Genomic DNA, 17,225 nt, shown 5'->3' with positions numbered 1-17,225 from the left:
TCAGGCGGCCGCCTGGCCCGTGCGGGTGTCGGAGTCCAGCCGGCCGTCGCGCAGGACCACTACCCGCGCCGCGTGGGCGGCGATCGAGGGCTCGTGGGTCACGACCACGATGGTCTGCCCGTCGCGGTGCAGGTCCCCGAAGACGCGCATGATCTCCTCGCTCGTGGTGCTGTCGAGGTTGCCGGTCGGCTCGTCGGCCAGGAGCAGGGAGGGGCGGTTGACCAGCGCCCGGGCGATCGCCACGCGCTGCCGCTGGCCGCCGGAGAGCTCGTTGGGGCGGTGGTGCATCCGGTGTTCCAGCCCCACCCGGGCCAGCGCCTCCTCGGCGCGCGCGCGCCGTTCGCGTGCCGGGGTGCCGGCGTAGATCAGCGGCAGCTCGACGTTGTGCAGCGCGGTGGCGCGCGGCAGCAGGTTGAAGGTCTGGAACACGAAGCCGATCTCCTTGTTCCGCACCCGGGCCAGCGCGTCGTCGGACAGCCGGGAGACCTCCTGCCCGCTCAGCCAGTACGCCCCGCCACTCGGCGTGTCGAGGCAGCCGATCAGGTTCATGAACGTGGACTTGCCCGACCCGGAGGGCCCCATGATCGCCACGTACTCGTTGCGGCGGATGGTGAGGGTGAGCCCGCGGAGGGCCTGGACCCGCTCGCTGCCCATCAGGTACTCGCGGGCGAGGTCCTCGACGTGGATGACCCGGTCGCTCATGACTGCTTCGCCCTGGCGCTGTCGGCCCCCGCGCCCTTCACCTTGGTGCTGTCGCGCAGATCGCGGATCGCCTGGTAGGTCCCGGCCACGATCGTCTCGCCGGCCTTGAGCCCCTCCAGCACCTCGAAGTACTCGTCGCCCGCGATGCCCACCTTCACCGGGCGGAACATCGCCTGGCCGTCGTTCACCACGAACACGCCCTCGACGTCCTTCTTGGCCTTGCCGGCCGCGGAGGTGTCGGTCCGCTCGGCCGGGACGGCCTCGTTGGGGACCTTCTGGTGCTCACGCACCGTCAGGGCGATGATCGGGATGCTGAGCGCGCCCCGCCGGGTCTCGGTGACGATCCGCGCCGTGCACGAGAGGTCCGGCCGGATGTCCTTCGGCGGGTTGCGCAGGGTGATCTCCACGTCGAAGTCGACCGCCCGGTCGTTGGAGCCGGAGGCGGTGGAGGTCGAGGTCAGCTGGGCGCTGTTGCTGATCTTGGTGACCTGCCCGATGAAGGTCGTGTCGGGGAAGGCATCGATCGACACCTCGACCGAGTCGCCGTCGGCCAGGCGCACCACGTCGGTCTCGTCCACCTGCACCTTGGCCAGGATCACGGACAGGTCCGCGATCGTCATCAGCAGGCCCACGTCACGGGAGAACGTGCCCGGGACCGCGACCTCGCCCTCCTCGACGGCCAGCCGGGTGATCCGGCCGGAGAGCGGGGCCACGATGCGGGTCTTGCGGAGGTTGTCCTGCGCCTCCTGCAGGCTGGCGCGGGCCTGGTCCAGGCCGGCCTGGCTGGCCTTGGTGTTGGCCACCGCCACGTCGTACCCGGTCTGGGCCTGTTCCACCGATTCCTGGGTGATCAGGCTCGAGTTGGTCCGCTGCAGCTCCATCGAGCGGTCGAGCGCCCGCTTGGCCTGGTCCTGGTTGGCCTTGGCGCGCAGGTAGTCGCTCTGGGCGCTGGCGACGAGGGCCTGGCTCCGGCTGACGGCCGCCTCGTAGATCGCCGCGTCGATCTGCAGCAGGAAGTCCCCCTTGCGGACGACGTCCCCCTCCTTGACCGCGATCTTCGTGATGCGGCCCTGGATGTCCGACAGGACGTCCACCTTGAGGTCGGGCTCGATCTTGCCGCTGGCGGTGACCACCGAGACCAGGTCACGGGTGCCCACCTGCTCCAGGCGGACCTCGACCGCCTTGTTCTTGCTCTTGGCCGCGCCGAGGGCCATGACGACCCCCACCACCACCACGAGCAGACCGGCGAAGAGCCCCAGCTTCATGCGACGCGACATGGCTGCGTTCCTTTACGTGTGCTTGCTTATGGGCGGAGCGGGCGGCCGACCGCGGCTTCGAGCGCCGCGATTGCCTTGTGATAATCGTAGATCGCGGTCACGTAGTCGCCTTCGGCGCGCTGCACGGTGTTCTGCGCATCCGAGACCTCCAGCGCGGTGCCGCTGCCGAGCCGGTACCGGTCCTGCGCCAGGCGGAGCTGGTCGCGCGCCGCGTCGCGGCTCGCGCCCTGCACGGTGATGGCCTTGTAGGCGGTGGCCAGCGCCAGGTAGCGGCTGTGCACGTCGGCGTCGACCTGCAGGGCCTGCGCCCGCACCGACTCGTCGGCGTCCTGGGCGAACTCCCGTGCCTGCTGCAGCCGGAGCGAGCGCCCGAAGCCGGTGAACACCGGCAGCGAGATCGTGAGCCCGATGCTGAAGGGCTGCTTGGTGAAGTCGAACGGGAAGGTGCTGTTGGCCGACAGGATCCGGCGACGGACCGTCGGGTCGAGCTGGGTGCCCGTGGCGTCGAGCCCGGCGTTCTGGAAGCAGCCGGCCTGCCCCACGGGGGTGAGCCCGGCCCCGGTCCGGATCGAATCCTGCGCGATGCAGGCGCTGGCCGAGCCGAGCGCGCCACCGAGTGACTGGCTGATGAGCAGCCCATCATCCGTCTGCTGCTGGGTGAAGCCGCTCCAGCCCGCGCGCACCGAGAGCGACGGCAGGAACGCGGTCTTGGCGGAGGTGACCCCGATCGACGCCGAGCGCTCCCGCGCCGTGAGGGCGCGCAGGGCCGGGTTCTGCGCGCGCGCCTGCGCCAGCAGTTCGTCCAGGTTGAACGCCGGCTCCAGCACGGGGAAGGAATCGCTCAGCCCGATGCGGTCCACCGCCATCGGCGGCTGCACCCCGAGCCGGCGGAACAGCTCGATCTTGGCCTCGTTGTCGGCCTGCACGCTGCGCAGCAGCGCCACGTCGGCCTGGGCCTTCTGCACCTCGGCCTGGCGCACCTCGATCAGCGTCCCCTGGCCCACCCGGTACTTGGCGCTGGCCAGGTCGAGGAAGTTCTGGTTCCGCTCCACCTGCTGCCGGGAGACCGCCACCTGGGCCGCGGCCTGCAGCGCCGTGAGGTACTGCTGCGTCACCGAGAACTTGAGGCTGCTCTCCTCGTTGGCGATATCCTCGTCCACCGCCCGCTGGTTGGCCCGCTGTTCCCGCGGCGCGAGCAGCCGGGCGCCATCGAGCTGCCAGCTGAAACCCAGGCTGTAGCTGGAGCCGATCGTCGCCGAGGTGGCGTTGGTGAAGCCCTGGCCGAAGCTCGCGGTGCCGGCGCCGGTGTAGTCCATGCCGCCGCTGACCGAGGCGTTCGGCAGCAGGCCGCCGTAGGCGTTCCGCAGCTGCATCCGGGCCGTGGCCGCATTGTTGAGCCGCTGGCGGAAGAGCGGGTTGTGGTTCCTGGCCTGGGCCAGTGCCTCCTCCAGGCTCAGGGTCGCGGCCGGAGCCTCCGGGGCCTGGGCGGTCAGCATGGCCGGCAGGGCCAGCGTGCACGCGATCAGCCAGCAGCGTCGCATTGAATCGTCCTGTGGGTGATGTGAATCACGGCTGCCCCGCTTACGGGACGGGCCGACCGGGAGTTTCAGGTTGGGACAACGACATCAGTCGCGCTTCCGGACGGCCTCCATACCCAGGCTGGGATAGAGGATGCGGACGACTTCGCCCCCCGGGCCCAGATCGATGGAGGCTTCGAGGTCGCCGGTGATCTGGACCTGGTCACTCCCGCCGGCCGCGGCGGGCACCCGGCGGATGGTCAACGCGAGCTTCCGCCCGGACCGGGGAATGAACGCAGTAACCGCCCTCGGGGTTTCCGCCGCGAGGCTGATGGCCTGCAGGATGGGGCTGAAGGTGCTGTCCGCCAGGAGGAGGATCGACGGGCCGCCGGGCACCTCGCTCGCCCGTTCCGCGCCCTTCTCCACGCGCCGCATGGTCAGGCGGCTGCGCTGCTGCACAGCGTACACCTCCCCCGCCCCCGCGACGCCCCGATAGGCCAGCTGGAACGCCAGGGCGCCGGTGGCCGTGCGCTCGGAGTTGACCGTGAACTCCGTGGCGGGCCGGGTGCCGGTGAACACGCTCTTGCTCGCGACACGGACCGTCCCCTCGGTCACCGTGACGCGGAAGCTCTCCCCGCCGACCTCCCGGTCGCCGGCATGGATCACGAGCGTGCCTTCGTCGGGGGACTGCGCCGCGGCGGGCGCCGGCGGAACGGCGGGGGTGAGGAGCAGGGCGGCGAACCGGACGGTAGCGCGGATCTTCATGGCAGGGAACAATATATAGTGACTAACTTCCCGGCGATGCGGGCGCATTCCACCCTGATCTCCCGTGCCACGCTCGTGGCCGGTCTGCTCGCCGCGCTGGTCGCGGCGGAATGGTTGCGCGCCCCCGCGTCGGGGTGGCTCATGGTGGCCGGCGCGCTGGGACTGGCAGGGCTCGCCTCGCTCTCCCGCCTCCCGACCCGGCAGCGTCCGATTGCCCTCGCGCTTCCGGTGCTGGCGCTGCTGCTGCTGTTCGCCGGCCGCTACCTCTCGCGGCTGGCCCACGAGTGGCCCGCGGAGCGGGAGGCTCGGGTCAGCGCGGCCTACCGGCGGCTGAGCGGGGAACTGCGCGCCGCCTACGAGCGCACCGACCAGGCGGCCGCCCGCGCGATTCCCCTGGCGGAGGGCGACCGGGCGGCGGCGTTCGGCGCGCTCGACCGCGAGCTCCCGCGCGACGGCGCCGAGGTGGCGGTGGCCATTCTCGAGCCCACCGGCGTCCCGTGGGCCTGGGCGGGCCGGCACCGGCTGGCCCCGCAGGCGGAAGGACCGGCCGTCGGTGCCCGGCTCACCCGGTTCTACGGCACCATTGAAAGCCGGCGGGTCAGCCGGTCCGGGCGGGTGGTGGTTGCGTCCACCCTGGTGTGGGCCGACTCCTCAGTGCCGCGGCCGGACCGGAGCCTGGCGGCGCGCTTCGGCGCGTCGGCCGGCGTACAGCTCCGGCTGTTTGCCCCGGGCAGCGCGCCGCCGGCGACCGACCTGTTTGACTACGCGGTCCCGACGACGGGAGGCGAGCAGTTGCTGTTCAGCCTCCAGCCCGTGCCGCCCGACCAGGCCACGGCGCGGCGTGAGGCCGGGGCCGCCATGGCGCAGCTCATCGGCTGGGCCATCCTGGTGGTGCTGCTGCTGACCCTCGTCGCGACGGGCAGCGCCGCGGAGCGCCTGGCACTCGTCGCCATCCTGGTCTGGTGCACGCTGCGCGCGCCGCTGGGCGCGGCGATCGGCCTGGACGACCTGTTCTCACCGGCCACGTTCTTCCGCGGCCTGCTGCGCCCGGTGTCCGGGTCGGCGGGGCACCTGCTGGTGGCGGGCACGGCGCTGCTGCTGCTGGCGCTGTGGCTCTGGGACCGTCGCCTGCCGCGGCGGCCGGCGGGGGTGGGGCTCGCGCTGCTGCTCCTGCTCGGCGCGCCGTACCTCGTCGCTGAGCTGGGCCGCGGCATCACCCCACCGATCGGCGGGGTGACCACCACACTCTGGGTGAGCTGGCAGGCCACGCTGACCATCGCCACGTCGGCCCTGATCCTCCTCGCGGCGGCGCTGCTCCGGGGCGTGGCGGAACCGGCGCCGCGCCTGGGCGGGCTGCTGCTGGCCATGGGCATCGCCGTGGCGGCAGCGACCATCGGGCTGCTGGTCTGGCAGCCCCGGGGCGGGTGGCCCGAGTGGTACACCTTCCTGTGGACGCCGGCGCTGCTGCTGGTCGCCCTGCCACGGGCCCGGTGGGCCACGATCATCGGCGCCGCGATGGTGGCCGGCACGGCGGCCACCCTGCTCACCTGGGGCGCGGAGCAGACCGGCCGGGTCACCGCGGCGCAGCGGGACCTCGCCCGGCTCGGCGATGCCGACGACCCGCTCGCCGCGCCGCTGCTGCAGCGCTTCAGCGAACAGGTGGCCCGGTCGCCCGAGCCCGCCAGCGCGGCGGAGCTGTTCCTGCTGTGGCGCGGCTCCGACCTCGCCGGCCAGGAGTACCCCGCGCGGCTGGCCCTGTGGAACCCCGACGGCAGCCGCCTGACGGAGCTCGCGCTCGACTCCCTCGACCTCCCCGCGCCGCTGGCGTCGGCCCTGGTGCAGGGCCTCGACTCCGCGGCGCCGGCGCAGGTGGTCTCGCTCAAGCGGGTCCCCGGGCGGCACTACGTGCTGCTGGCGCGGCTGCCCAGCGGCCGGGTGCTCTCGGCCGCGGTGGGGCCGCGGACCCGGCTGCTGGTGCCCACCCGCCTGGCCCGGATGCTCCGGCCGCCGAGCGAGGGCCCCCCGCTGTACGAGCTCACCCTGACGCCCCCCTTCACCCGCGGGCTCGGCCCGCTGCCCGCCGAACAGTGGGTGCGCCACGGGCCCGAGGTCCGGACCGACCGGGTGCTCGACCTGCCTGGCGGGTCCCGGCACGTCCACGCGGTGGTGGCCTTCCGCCCGATGCCTTACCTGCTGGTGCGGGCGGCGCTGCTGGTCGCGGGCAACCTCCTGGCGGTGCTCGTGGTGGCGCTGCTCGCCTCGCTGCGGTGGCCCGACCTGCGCCGCCGTCTGGCCCCGCGGCGGCTCGCCCGGTCATTCCAGCTCCGGCTGGCGCTGGCGCTCGCCGGGTTCTTCATCGTGCCGGCCGCCGGGTTCACCCTGTGGGGACTGGGCCGCCTGACGGACGAGAGCAACCGGACCCGCGACCTCCTCATCACGTCGGTGCTCCGCGACGCCGTCCTCACCGCCGGCGGCCTGCTGCAGGAACCGGAAGAAAACCTCGCCGAGGGCCTGGGCGAGCTCTCCAACCGGCTCGACGCGGACCTGGTGCTCTACAGCGGCGGGCGCCTGGTGGCGGCGAGCACCCCGATCCTCCGCGAGCTCTCCCTGGTGGAGCCGGTGATGGAGGCGCGGACCTTCCAGCGCCTGGCGCTGGGCGATGAGCTCGAGCTCACCCGGCAGGCCACCACCTACGTGGCGCCGGTGCGGGTGGGGTACCGCGTGGCCAGCGCGGGCCCGCCGGGCGGGGTGGGAATCCTCGCGACCCCGCAGCTCACCTTCGACTGGACCCGGCGGCGCGATCAGCTCGACCTGCAGTACTTCCTGCTGCTGGCGATGCTGACCGGGGTGGGCGCCGCGACCATTGGGGCCCAGCTCGCGGCGCGGGCGCTCTCGCGGCCGGTGGCCGACCTGCGCCGCTCCGCCGCCGCAGTGGGGCGGGGGGAGCCGCTCCCCGCGATCGCCGCCCCCCCCGCCGAGTTCGAGACCGTCTTCGCCTCGTTCGATCGCATGGCGCAGGACATCCGGGAGAGCCAGGCCGCCCTCGACGGCGCCCGCCGCCGCACCGCGGCGGTGCTCGCGAACGTGGCGACGGCGGTGGTGGCGCTGGACGGTGCAGGCCGGATCATCCTGGCCAACGCCCGGGCGCGGCAGCTGCTCGGCGCCGAGCTCCGGGAGGGCGAGGAGCTTGCGGGCGCGCTCGCCGCCGGCTGGGCCCCGCTGCTCGAGGCGCTGGCGCGCGATCACGGCACGGCGCCGGGCGACGCCGACGTCGAATGCGGGGGCCGGATCTACCGGGTCCAGCTCGCGGCGCTGGGCGCCAGCGCCGGCGAGGGACTGGTCGTGGCGCTCGATGACCTCACCGAGCCCACGCGGGCCGCGCGCGTGCTCGCGTGGGGTGAGATGGCGCGCCAGGTGGCCCACGAGATCAAGAACCCACTGACCCCGATCCGCCTCGGCGTGCAGCACCTGCGGCGGGTCCGCCGGGAGCGTCCGGAGCAGTTCGACGGGGCCCTCGAGGAGACCACCACCCGCATCCTGGCCGAGATCGACCGGCTCGACACCATCGCGCGCGCCTTCAGCCGGTTCGGGCTCCCGGGTAGCCTGAGCGGTCCGCTCGAGGCCGTGGAGCTGGTGGCCACCGCGCACGAGGTGGCGGCGCTCTATCGCCTCAGCGACGATGGCGGGACCGTCGAGGTCGCGGGGGTCAGCGGCGCCACGGTGCCCGCCCGCCGCGACGAGGTCAAGGAAGTCCTCGGCAACCTGGTGGAGAACGCCCGTGGCGCCGGCGCGCGGCGGGTCGTACTGGTGATCGACCTCGACGGGTTCTCGGTGGACGACGACGGGCACGGGATCCCCGCCGACCTGCTGCCCCGCATCTTCGAGCCGCGGTTCTCCACGACCACCAGCGGTGCCGGCCTGGGCCTCGCCATCGTGCGGCGTCTGGTCGAGGGCTGGGGGGCCACGGTCCGGGTGGCGAGCGCGCCGGGGCAGGGCACCCGCGTCGAGGTCCGGTGGCCCGCGGTGGTTGCGCCGGGGCGCACCGGGGAGCATTCTACGGTCCGGTAGCCCAGCGGAACCATGGACGGTTGCTGGCACGTTCGGCCCGACTCCTGCATTTCCCGGGGAGGACCGTGGCGATGTCCCGCGCTTGTCGTCCTCGAGGCCCGCATCCATGACCCCTGAGCCGATTCCACAGGACCTGCTCGCCGTTCACGACCTCCTGCGCGAAACCCTTGCCACTGCAAGGGATAACGGGGGCCCGTTCCAGTACGGCGTGGCCGTCTTCCCCCGGACCGGACGGTTCGGCGCCCCGGTGTTCGGGATCGCCACCAGTGGCGGCGAGTCCACAGTCCTGACCTACCGGATGCTACAGTCGTTGGTGGAACTTCCCGTCTACATCTCGGGTCGGGTGCCGGCGACCATCCGTGAGGGGCTCTCGTACGGGCCGCCCCGGGTGATCCCGGTGGCGCTGCTGGACCAGCCCGTCCTGCGGGTGGGATTCACCTGCTGCATCGGGGCCAGCCGCGACGACCTCGACCGCACCCAGCCGCTCGAGACCAGCGTCTTCGCCGGCGACCTCACCGCCCCGATCATCCTGTTGCTCGACGTGCGCCCCGACGGCTGGCCCAACTAGCGGGTCTGCTGATCCGTCCCGCCCCGCGCGCCGCCCCCCCCGGGCGGCGCGCGTGCTTTGCGTCCGTTGGAGCCAGGGTGCGTCGGCGGGATACCTGCGGCGCGCCGGTGGCGCCCCATACTCGGGGCCACTCCACCGGAGCACGCATGCTGGCACGGGTCCGTTCCGCCGCGGTACTGGGCATCGATGGCTACGTCGTGGACGTCGAGGCAGACCTGGCCAACGGGTTGCCCTCGTTCAGCACGGTCGGGCTGCCGCACGGGGCGGTGAAGGAGGGGCGCGAGCGGGTCACGGCGGCCCTCCTCAACAGCGGGTTCGACGCGCCGCTCAAGCGCATCACCGTCAACCTGGCCCCGGCCGACATCCGGAAGGAGGGGACCGGCTTCGACCTGCCCATTGCCATCGCGCTGCTGGCCGCGAGTGAACAACTCCCCGGCGCGCGGCTCGACGGCTATCTCCTGGTGGGGGAATTGGGGCTCGAGGGCGACCTCCGGCCGGTGCGCGGGGCGCTGTCGGTGGCGCTCGCCGCCCGCAGCGCCGGCTGCCGCGGGTTGATCCTTCCCGGCGCCAACGCGCGGGAGGCCGCAGTGGTGAGCGGCCTCGAGGTGCTGGGCCCCGCCACCCTCCGGGCGGTCGCCTCCCACTTCACCGGGGAGGCGCCGCTGGCGCCCGTCCCCGAGACGCCGTGGCCGTTCGCGACCCGCGTCGCCGCGGAGCCGGTGGACTTCGCCGATGTGCGGGGGCAGCCCGCCGCCAAGCGGGCGCTCGAGGTTGCCGCCGCCGGCGGCCACAACATCCTGCTCATCGGTCCGCCGGGCTCGGGCAAGACCATGCTGGCCCGCCGGCTCCCCGGCATCCTCCCGGACCTGACCCTCGAGGAGGCCCTGGAAACCACCCGGATCCACAGCGTGGCCGGCCTGCTGCCCCCCGGGCAGCCGTTCCTGGTCCAGCGTCCGTTTCGCGCCCCGCATCACACCATCAGCGACGCCGGGTTGATCGGCGGGGGCCCCACGCCCCGGCCCGGCGAGGTCAGTCTCGCCCATGGCGGGGTGCTCTTCCTCGACGAGCTGCCAGAGTTCCGCCGCAACGTCCTCGAGGTGCTCCGCCAGCCACTCGAGGACGGGATCGTGACGCTCAGCCGGGCGGCCGTCAGCCTCACCTACCCCTGCCGCTTCACCCTGGCCGCGGCCATGAATCCCTGTCCCTGCGGCCACGAGGGCGATGGCCAGCGGCCCTGCCGCTGCGACCCGATGGTGGTGGAGCGCTACCTGGGCCGCCTCTCCGGGCCGCTGCTCGACCGGATCGACCTCCAGATCCGCGTCCCCGCCGTGCGGCCGGCGGAACTGGGGCTCGAGTCGGCCGAGGAGGCGAGCGCGGTGATCCGGGGGCGGGTCGCCGAGGCCCGGGAACGGCAGCGACGCCGACTGGCGGGGCTGGCCGGGCTGCACGCCAACGCCCACCTCGGGCCGCGCGAGCTGCGCCGGTTCTGCCGCCTCCAGCCGGCGGGCGACGAGCTGCTGCGCACCGCGATCATCCGCCTGGGCCTCTCCGCCCGCGCCTACCATCGGCTGCTCAAGGTGGCCCGCACCATTGCCGACCTGGCCGGGACGGAGCAGATCGAAACGCCGCACCTGGCTGAGGCCATCCAGTACCGGACGCTCGACCGTCCGCGGGGGCGCGCGATGGCGGGCGCCACCTGACGGGAATGCTCCGCGCTTACGCCGGTGTGCTCACCGTCGTAACTTCCTCGCGTGCCCGTCGCCTCCCCTCGCCGCTGGCCCCTGTCCGCCCTGCTCGTCCTGCTTCCCGCCGCGGCGGGGTGCACGGCCATGGGCGCGTGGGTATACGACGATCCCTCGTTTGCCCTGCGCACGGTCACCGTCCGGCGGGGGGCCGAGATGGGTGCGGGGGCGGCGGATTCGCTGGAGCTGATGTTCCTGGGGTGCAACCGGAACGACTACGACCTGATGAGCGACGGGTTCACGGCCCGGCTGGCGCTCTCGGGGCGCACGGTGGCGGAGGGGATGCGGGACCAGCCGGTCTTCCTGGGCACGCGGGACACCAGCAGTTTCGTGATCGTGATGCCGCTCCAGCCCAGCGACCTTGGCACCCCGGACCGGGTGCTGCCGTTCGAACTGAGCGGGACCGGCGTGGTCCACACCCCGATCGGCAACCGCCCGGTGCAGTTCCGGCTCAAGGGCCGGGTCGACTCGCACGGCGAGGGAATGCGCTGGATGGGCGAGGGCGCCGTGCCCTGCCGCCCGGGGCTGTCCGCGCTGCCCGGGATCTTCGACCGCCGCGTGCCCGCCGCCGGCGAGGACAGCACCTCGCCGCCGCGCCGGCCCCTCTATCCCAACGATCCCAACGGCCCCGTGGTGCCGGGTCCCGGCCAGCAGCCGGGCGAGGGCGGCCGACCCTAGCCTAGGTCGAGGTTCCCGACTTCTTGGGCTTCTGGCTCGAGAACCACGTCAGCGCCGCGATCACCGCGGCGATCCCCACCCCATAGCCCAGCAGGTCGCGCTGTCCGTCCCAGGTCACCACCTGGCCCAGGAAGAGCACGCCCATCACCACCACCACCACGCCGATCAGCTTGTCCTTGAGGTCATTGAGGTCGTGGATCTCGAGCCAGTTCGGCAGGTCCAGCCGGTCATCGACGAACAGCTCGAACAGGCCGATCGCGATGACGTACAGCACCGTCGCCAGCAGGAAGAGGTCGGTGAGTTCGATGAACGCGAGGATCAGCCCCTTGGCCCCCTTCGGGCCGGAGCCATCGGCGAGCCACACGCCGCGCAGCACCGCGAAGGTCTCGTACGCGCCGTAGGCCAGAAGCGCGGTGGCCGCCACCAGCGTGGAGAGGACCGCGATGATGATGAGGTAGCGGCTGCCGGAAAGGGCGCGGAGCAGGCGCGGCGACGGGTGGTCCGGAGGCGAAGTGCTCATGCGTCGGGAATCGGGGTTGGGGTCAGGAGTGGGCCGCACGTCCCAGCCGGTCGCGGATCGCGGCCCAGGCGGGCGTGTCCGGCAGGGCCGTCACGACGATCGTGGTGGCGCCGAGGTCATCCAGCTGGTGCAGCGCCTGGTACAGCTCCCGGGCGTAGCCGGCCGGGTCCGCGGGCAGGCGGAGGGCCACGTCGGCCGCGCCGGCGGGCGCGTCGCCGAGCAACAACGCGCCGAGGCGCCCGCCCGCGGGCGCCCGCGCGGGCGCCTCGCCCGGCGCCAGCAAGCGCAGCGCCGCGCGGGGCGCATAGTGGCGGTCGAGCATCCCGGGCGAGGGGCGCGCCGCTTCCGCGCCGCCGGCATGGTTCGGGTCAGCAATCGGGCCGATCACGGCCTCCAGCTCCGCCCGGGCGATGCTGCCGGGCCGCAGCAGGACCGGCCGCGGCCCCGACAAGTCGAGCACGGAGGATTCAATCCCGACGCTGGTCGCGCCACCGTCGAGCACCAGGGGGATGCGGCCATCCAGGCTCCGCGCCACGTGCCGTGCCTGCGTCGGGGAGACCTCACCCGAGCGATTGGCACTGGGTGCGGCGAGGGGCATGCCGGCGGCGGCCAGCAGCGCACGCGCCGCGGGGTGGGCCGGCACCCGCAGCGCCACCGTGGGCAGACCCGCGGTGACGATGTCCGGCACCTGCGCGGCCCGGGGCAGGACCAGCGTCAGCGGTCCGGGCCACCACCTCGCGGCCAGCCGGTCGGCGATCGCGGGCCACTCCCGCGCCAGCACCCGTGCGGCGGCGGCATCTGCCACGTGGACGATCATGGGGTTGTACGCCGGCCGGCCCTTGGCCGTGTAGATCCTGGCCACCGCCGCCGGGTCGAGGGCGTTGGCGCCGAGGCCATAGACGGTCTCGGTCGGGAAGGCCACGACCTCGCCGGCGCGCAGCAGCGCCACCGCCTCGGCGATCCCATCGGCGTCCGCGGGGAGCACCCGCGGCACGGGGCGGTGCTCAGTCATCCCGGTCTGTGAGGCGTCGGTCCCGCTTCCGCGCGCTCTGCCGGCGCTTGGCCACCAGCCGGCGCTCCTTGGAGGCCTTGGATGGCCGGGTGGCCTTGCGCGTCTTGGGCACGTGGAGCGCGGCCTCGAGGGTCTCCCGGAAGCGCTCCACCGCCGCCTGCCGGTTCTGGGCCTGGCTTCGGGTCTCCGCCGACACCACGCGCAGCCAGCCGTCCTCGGTGATCCTGGTCCGGAGGCGGGCATGCACCCGGGCGCGCTCCGCGGCGGTGAGGCTCGGACTTCCGTCGAGGTGCCACCAGAGCTCCACCCGGGTGGATGAAGTGTTCACATGCTGCCCCCCGGGCCCACCGCTCCGGGTGGCGCGGAAGGAGAGCTCGGCGAGGGGAATCCGCACGGTGGGGCTGACCCGGAGGGTGGCGTCGTCCTGCATCGCGGAAAAGTGGTGCGGGACGGGCCGGGGTGGAAGGTGCGCCTGTGCCACGGGGCACCGGGCCTTTACGTTTCCCGCATGCCTGCTGCTGCCGATCCCCGCGTGCTCGCGGCCCACCTCGAGGGGCTCGGTCGGGTGCTGCTCGGCTACTCCGGCGGGGTCGACTCCGCGCTGCTGGCCGTGGTGGGCGCCCGGGCGCTCGGGCCGGACCGGTTTCTCGCGGTGATCGGGCGGAGCGAGGCCTATCCCGAGGTGCAGTACCGCGCCGCCACCGCCATCGCCCGCCAGTTCGAGGTACCCCTGGTCGAGGTGGACACCCTCGAACTCGAGGATCCTCGCTACCGCGCCAATGCCCCGGATCGCTGCTACTTCTGCAAACAGGAGCTGTGGACCCGGCTGGGCGCGCTCGCGCGCGCGCGCGGCTTCACCACCATCATCGACGGGACCAACGCCGATGACCTCGGGGAACACCGCCCGGGGATACGCGCGGCCGCCGAGTTCCGGGTCCAGTCCCCGCTCGCCGACCTGGGCTGGACCAAGCCGATGATCCGTGCCGCCGCCCAGGCGCTCGGCCTCCCCACGTGGGATGCGCCAGCGGCGCCATGCCTGTCGAGCCGGATCCAGTACGGGCTGGCGGTCACCCCGGAGCGCCTGCGCCAGGTCGAGGCCGCCGAGGAGCTCCTGCGCCGCGCCGGCGTCACCGGCGATCTCCGGGTGCGGCACCGCGGTGATCACGCCTCCGTGGAGGTGGCGCTGGAGCAGGTGGAGATGCTCGCCGCGCGTTGGCCTGGGCTCTCCGTGGAACTCGCGGCGCTGGGGTTCGGCCGGGTGGAACTGGATCGCCGCGGCTATCGTCGGGGTGCCTTGCTGGCCGCGCTGCCGGTCCTCGGCGGCTGATGCGGCTCTTCGCTGCGCTGCCGGTGGAGCCGCCGGCGGATGGGGAACTCGCCGAGTTGCTCGTGGCGCTGGGTGCCGCGGGGTGGCCGGTGCGCTGGGCCCGCGCGGAGGGGCTGCACATCACCCTCAAGTTCTTCGGCGAGACGGACGCCAGCCGGGTCGAGGCCGTCGGAGAGATGCTCGTGACGGCCGCGCGCGGGACCGGGGCGCTGCCGTGCGGGGCGCGGGACCTCGGGGCATTCCCCGGCTGGACCCGGGCCAAGGTGCTGTGGGCTGGCTACGAGGGTGCGCCGGCGCTTGAGCTGCTGATGCACCGGGTGGAGCAGGGGGCCGAGCGGCTGGGGTATGCCGTCGAGGGGCGGCCCTTCCGGCCGCACGTGACGCTGGGCAGGCTCCGGGAGGGGGCACGGCTCCCCGACGCCGCGGTGGACCGGCTCACGGCGCACCAGCTCCGCGAGAGTTTCGTGGCACGCCGATTGGTGCTCTTCAGAAGCGATGCCGCGCCGGGCGGCGCAGTCTACACGCCGCTCCGGACCCTTGACCTGGAAGGCTGATGCGCTGGTTGCTGCTGCCGTTGAAGCTGCTGGGCCTGCTGCTGCTGGCCGCGCTCCTGAGCGGGGGCTGGCTGTTCCGTGACCAGATCCTGCGCCGGCTGCGGCCGCAGGTGTCCCGGGTGACTGGCGTCCTCACCGGCGCGGACGCGGGGGTTCCCGATGCCGCGGGGCTGACACGGGCCCGCGACAAGGTCGACAGCCTGCACGGCTGGCACGCCGACTCGGTGCTCCTCTCCGCCTCGGAGATGGCCTCACTGGTCCGGGAGGGTCTCCCGCCGGAGGTGCGCGACCGCATGGACTCCCTGCGGCTGGACCTGGGGGAGGGCCGCCTGACCGTGTCCGCGCGGCTCGAGACCTCGCGCATTCCTGCCGACGCCCTGGGCCCGCTGGCCGGCGCGCTGGAACCATGGGAGCCGGTCTCCGCCACCGGCGTGGTCGAGGTGACCCGGCCCGGCCAGGCCCGCTGGCGGGTCGATGGCCTCACCCTGCGGGGCTTCACCTTGCCGGAGCAGGCCAGCCGCGACCTCGTCGGCCGGGCGCTGCCCGGGGCGCCCGACGGGGCGATCCCGTTCGACCTGCCCGCCGGGGTGGCCCGCCTGCGCATCCGCCCCACGGGCGTGGCGCTGTACCCCAAGGAGACCCGATGACCCAGCGGCTGCTGGTGGTGGATGATGAAGTGGGGGTCCGCAACGCGCTCAAGCAGGTGCTCGAGTACGAGGGCCTCGAGGTGCGCACCGCGTCCTCCGGCGGCGAGGCGCTCTCGCTCTATCCGGAGCTCCGGCCCCACGTCGTCTTCCTCGACGTGAAGATGGCCGGCATGGACGGCATCGACACCCTTGGCCGCCTGCGCGAGCTCGACCCGGGCGCCGTGGTGGTGATGATCTCGGGACACGCCACGGTGGCCACCGCGGTGGAGGCCACGCGGCGCGGGGCCTTCGACTTCCTGGAGAAGCCGCTCGACAGCGACCGCCTGCTCGTCACCGTCCGGAAGGCGCTCGAGTTCGCGGAGCTGAGCGGCGACTACCGGCGGCTGCGGGCCGACGCCGGCCGGCGCTACACCATGGTGGGCGACAGTCCCGCGCTGCAACTGCTGCGGGAGGTCATCGCCCGGGTGGGCCCCACCAGCGGCCGGGTGCTCATCACCGGGGAGAACGGCACCGGCAAGGAGCTGGTGGCGCGCGCGCTGCACGAGGCCTCGACGCGGAAGTCGCGCGCGTTCGTGGAGGTCAACTGTGCGGCGATCCCCGCGGAGCTGATCGAGAGCGAGCTCTTCGGCCACGTGAAGGGATCGTTCACCGGCGCCAGCGCCGACCGGGCGGGCCGGTTCGAGCAGGCCGACGGGGGCACGCTCTTCCTCGACGAGATCGGCGACATGACCCTGTCGGCCCAGGCCAAGGTGCTGCGCGCGCTGCAGGAGGGCGTGGTGACCCGGGTGGGGGGCGCCAAGTCGGTGGAGGTCGACGTGCGGGTCATCGCCGCCACCAACAAGGAGCTCGAGGCGGAGATCGCCGCCGGCCGCTTCCGCGAGGACCTCTTCTATCGCCTCAACGTGGTGCCGATCCACGTCGTGCCGCTGCGCAGCCGGCGCGAGGACATCCCCGCGCTGGTCCAGCACTTCGTGGGCCAGCTGGCGGGCGGGACCGGCAAGGGCGCCCGGAGCCTGGAGCCGGGCGCGGTGGAGCGGCTGGCCGAGCGGGACTGGCCCGGCAACGTGCGTGAACTGCGCAACGCCGTGGAGCGATTGCTGATCCTCGCGCCTGGCAAGGCGGTGACCGCCGGGGACGTCGGGCGCGTGCTGGGCGGGGGAGGTGGCGGGACGTCGGCCGCGGACCTCCTGCGGCCCGAGGACCGGGACCTGGGCTTCGACGAGCTCATGACCGAGGTGGAGCGCCGGCTGATCACCGAACGCCTGAAGGACAGCGACTGGAACGTCACCGAGACGGCGCGGCTGCTCAAGCTCAGCCGCTCGGTGCTCTACAAGAAGCTCGAGCGCCTCGGCCTGGACCGGGAAGTCAAATGAGCGAACAGCCACGTGACTGGGACAAGGAACTCGCGGCGATCGACAAGGTGATCGCCAAGCAGCCGGTCGGCAGTGCCGCGCCGGCACCGGCCACGGCCGGACGTTCCACCCCCGCCGCCACGCCAGCGCCCGGCGGCGGCGGGGGAGGGAAGCTCGCCACCTTCACCACCTGGCTCCGGGTGCTGCTCGGGCTCGCGCTGGCGGTGGGCATCACGCAGTGGCCCTACGCCAATGCCTGCGGATTCAACCTGGCCGTCTACCTGGGCGCCATCGCCACCGTGGTCGTGGCGGGACTGTGGAGCTCCATCACCTCCTGGCAGCGACGCCTGGGACTGGCGCACTTCCTCTCGCTGGCGGTGCTCCTGTGGGGGCTGGTCCTCGCCGCCCGGGAGGTGCTGCCCAGGGTCGGCTACGCGCGGGTGGCTCGCACCTGGACCTGCACCACCGGGGTCGAGGCGCCCTAGGCGCCTGTCCT

General features: G+C 73.5%; 16 protein-coding genes. 9 read left to right on the top strand and 7 right to left on the bottom strand.

Features of this window, described 5'->3' with window-relative positions:
• The 4 genes from IPJ95_13595 to IPJ95_13580 all read right to left on the bottom strand — a co-directional run bounded on the left by IPJ95_13595 (window position 1) and on the right by IPJ95_13580 (window position 4,261).
• On the bottom strand, window positions 1–654 hold the full coding sequence (locus IPJ95_13595; GenBank protein MBK7924638.1) for an ABC transporter ATP-binding protein: 654 nt from the start codon (window positions 652–654) through the stop codon (window positions 1–3).
• A gap of 44 nt (window positions 655–698) precedes the next feature.
• Entirely contained in the window at window positions 699–1,979 is a 1,281-nt protein-coding gene (locus tag IPJ95_13590) for an efflux RND transporter periplasmic adaptor subunit (protein ID MBK7924637.1), read from the bottom strand.
• A 26-nt stretch (window positions 1,980–2,005) separates the two neighbouring features.
• Entirely contained in the window at window positions 2,006–3,520 is a 1,515-nt protein-coding gene (locus tag IPJ95_13585) for a TolC family protein (protein ID MBK7924636.1), read from the bottom strand.
• Window positions 3,521–3,604: 84 nt separating this feature from the next.
• Window positions 3,605–4,261: a hypothetical protein gene (locus IPJ95_13580; protein MBK7924635.1), complete on the bottom strand. Its 657-nt coding sequence runs from the start codon at window positions 4,259–4,261 to the stop codon at window positions 3,605–3,607.
• 18 nt (window positions 4,262–4,279) lie between these two features.
• On the opposite strand from IPJ95_13580, the gene IPJ95_13575 reads away from it, so the two are divergent.
• The 4 genes from IPJ95_13575 to IPJ95_13560 all read left to right on the top strand — a co-directional run bounded on the left by IPJ95_13575 (window position 4,280) and on the right by IPJ95_13560 (window position 11,317).
• Window positions 4,280–8,329 (top strand): hypothetical protein, encoded by a 4,050-nt coding sequence (locus IPJ95_13575; GenBank protein ID MBK7924634.1) that lies wholly within the window; start codon window positions 4,280–4,282, stop codon window positions 8,327–8,329.
• 106 nt (window positions 8,330–8,435) lie between these two features.
• Window positions 8,436–8,897, top strand: coding sequence for a hypothetical protein (locus tag IPJ95_13570; GenBank protein MBK7924633.1), 462 nt, complete (start codon window positions 8,436–8,438; stop codon window positions 8,895–8,897).
• Window positions 8,898–9,043: 146 nt separating this feature from the next.
• Window positions 9,044–10,597, top strand: a complete 1,554-nt coding sequence (locus IPJ95_13565; protein ID MBK7924632.1) for a YifB family Mg chelatase-like AAA ATPase — start codon at window positions 9,044–9,046, stop codon at window positions 10,595–10,597.
• Between the two features lie 51 nt (window positions 10,598–10,648).
• Window positions 10,649–11,317 carry an LEA type 2 family protein gene (locus IPJ95_13560; protein ID MBK7924631.1) on the top strand — a complete coding sequence of 223 codons (669 nt, stop codon included), beginning with the start codon at window positions 10,649–10,651 and terminating at the stop codon, window positions 11,315–11,317.
• 1 nt (window position 11,318) lies between these two features.
• Here IPJ95_13560 and IPJ95_13555 read toward each other — a convergent pair whose 3' ends face one another.
• From IPJ95_13555 to arfB, 3 genes are read right to left on the bottom strand one after another with little or no spacing between them, the layout of a single operon-like run.
• On the bottom strand, window positions 11,319–11,837 hold the full coding sequence (locus IPJ95_13555) for a YqhA family protein (protein ID MBK7924630.1): 519 nt from the start codon (window positions 11,835–11,837) through the stop codon (window positions 11,319–11,321).
• A 22-nt stretch (window positions 11,838–11,859) separates the two neighbouring features.
• Window positions 11,860–12,849: a threonylcarbamoyl-AMP synthase gene (locus tag IPJ95_13550; GenBank protein MBK7924629.1), complete on the bottom strand. Its 990-nt coding sequence runs from the start codon at window positions 12,847–12,849 to the stop codon at window positions 11,860–11,862.
• Entirely contained in the window at window positions 12,842–13,279 is a 438-nt protein-coding gene (gene arfB / locus IPJ95_13545) for an aminoacyl-tRNA hydrolase (GenBank protein MBK7924628.1), read from the bottom strand. Before arfB ends, IPJ95_13550 begins: the two co-directional genes overlap by 8 nt.
• Before the next feature lie 78 nt (window positions 13,280–13,357).
• Between arfB and larE the strand changes: the two genes are divergently transcribed.
• Genes larE through IPJ95_13520 form a run of 5 tightly spaced genes read left to right on the top strand, consistent with a single transcriptional unit; the run spans window position 13,358 to window position 17,214 of the window.
• On the top strand, window positions 13,358–14,176 hold the full coding sequence (gene larE / locus IPJ95_13540) for an ATP-dependent sacrificial sulfur transferase LarE (protein ID MBK7924627.1): 819 nt from the start codon (window positions 13,358–13,360) through the stop codon (window positions 14,174–14,176).
• Window positions 14,176–14,730 (top strand): RNA 2',3'-cyclic phosphodiesterase, encoded by a 555-nt coding sequence (gene thpR, locus IPJ95_13535; GenBank protein ID MBK7924626.1) that lies wholly within the window; start codon window positions 14,176–14,178, stop codon window positions 14,728–14,730. Before larE ends, thpR begins: the two co-directional genes overlap by 1 nt.
• Window positions 14,730–15,377: a hypothetical protein gene (locus IPJ95_13530; GenBank protein ID MBK7924625.1), complete on the top strand. Its 648-nt coding sequence runs from the start codon at window positions 14,730–14,732 to the stop codon at window positions 15,375–15,377. The genes thpR and IPJ95_13530 overlap by 1 nt, the downstream gene beginning before the upstream one ends.
• The gene (locus tag IPJ95_13525) at window positions 15,374–16,750 is read left to right on the top strand and encodes a sigma-54-dependent Fis family transcriptional regulator (protein ID MBK7924624.1); all 1,377 of its coding nucleotides are present in this window, start codon (window positions 15,374–15,376) and stop codon (window positions 16,748–16,750) included. The genes IPJ95_13530 and IPJ95_13525 overlap by 4 nt, the downstream gene beginning before the upstream one ends.
• Window positions 16,747–17,214: a hypothetical protein gene (locus tag IPJ95_13520; protein ID MBK7924623.1), complete on the top strand. Its 468-nt coding sequence runs from the start codon at window positions 16,747–16,749 to the stop codon at window positions 17,212–17,214. Before IPJ95_13525 ends, IPJ95_13520 begins: the two co-directional genes overlap by 4 nt.
• Window positions 17,215–17,225 lie beyond the last annotated feature (11 nt).

This window comes from Gemmatimonadota bacterium (assembly GCA_016713785.1).
In the GTDB taxonomy this organism is placed as follows: domain Bacteria; phylum Gemmatimonadota; class Gemmatimonadetes; order Gemmatimonadales; family GWC2-71-9; genus JADJOM01.
Note: the sequence above shows the minus strand (reverse complement) of the source record. Positions and strands in the feature narration are given on the sequence as shown.

Bases quoted from the DNA above. Each gene is read 5' to 3' on its own strand.
- IPJ95_13595 (MBK7924638.1), bottom strand. From the start codon at position 654: ATGGGCAGCGAGCGGGTCCAGGCCCTCCGCGGGCTCACCCTCACCATC.
- IPJ95_13580 (MBK7924635.1), bottom strand. From the start codon at position 4,261: ATGAAGATCCGCGCTACCGTCCGGTTCGCCGCCCTGCTCCTCACCCCC.
- IPJ95_13520 (MBK7924623.1), top strand. From the start codon at position 16,747: ATGAGCGAACAGCCACGTGACTGGGACAAGGAACTCGCGGCGATCGAC.
- IPJ95_13590 (MBK7924637.1), bottom strand. From the start codon at position 1,979: ATGTCGCGTCGCATGAAGCTGGGGCTCTTCGCCGGTCTGCTCGTGGTG.
- IPJ95_13565 (MBK7924632.1), top strand. From the start codon at position 9,044: ATGCTGGCACGGGTCCGTTCCGCCGCGGTACTGGGCATCGATGGCTAC.
- IPJ95_13525 (MBK7924624.1), top strand. From the start codon at position 15,374: ATGACCCAGCGGCTGCTGGTGGTGGATGATGAAGTGGGGGTCCGCAAC.
- IPJ95_13585 (MBK7924636.1), bottom strand. From the start codon at position 3,520: ATGCGACGCTGCTGGCTGATCGCGTGCACGCTGGCCCTGCCGGCCATG.
- IPJ95_13570 (MBK7924633.1), top strand. From the start codon at position 8,436: ATGACCCCTGAGCCGATTCCACAGGACCTGCTCGCCGTTCACGACCTC.
- thpR (MBK7924626.1), top strand. From the start codon at position 14,176: ATGCGGCTCTTCGCTGCGCTGCCGGTGGAGCCGCCGGCGGATGGGGAA.
- IPJ95_13550 (MBK7924629.1), bottom strand. From the start codon at position 12,849: ATGACTGAGCACCGCCCCGTGCCGCGGGTGCTCCCCGCGGACGCCGAT.
- arfB (MBK7924628.1), bottom strand. From the start codon at position 13,279: ATGCAGGACGACGCCACCCTCCGGGTCAGCCCCACCGTGCGGATTCCC.
- larE (MBK7924627.1), top strand. From the start codon at position 13,358: ATGCCTGCTGCTGCCGATCCCCGCGTGCTCGCGGCCCACCTCGAGGGG.
- IPJ95_13555 (MBK7924630.1), bottom strand. From the start codon at position 11,837: ATGAGCACTTCGCCTCCGGACCACCCGTCGCCGCGCCTGCTCCGCGCC.
- IPJ95_13530 (MBK7924625.1), top strand. From the start codon at position 14,730: ATGCGCTGGTTGCTGCTGCCGTTGAAGCTGCTGGGCCTGCTGCTGCTG.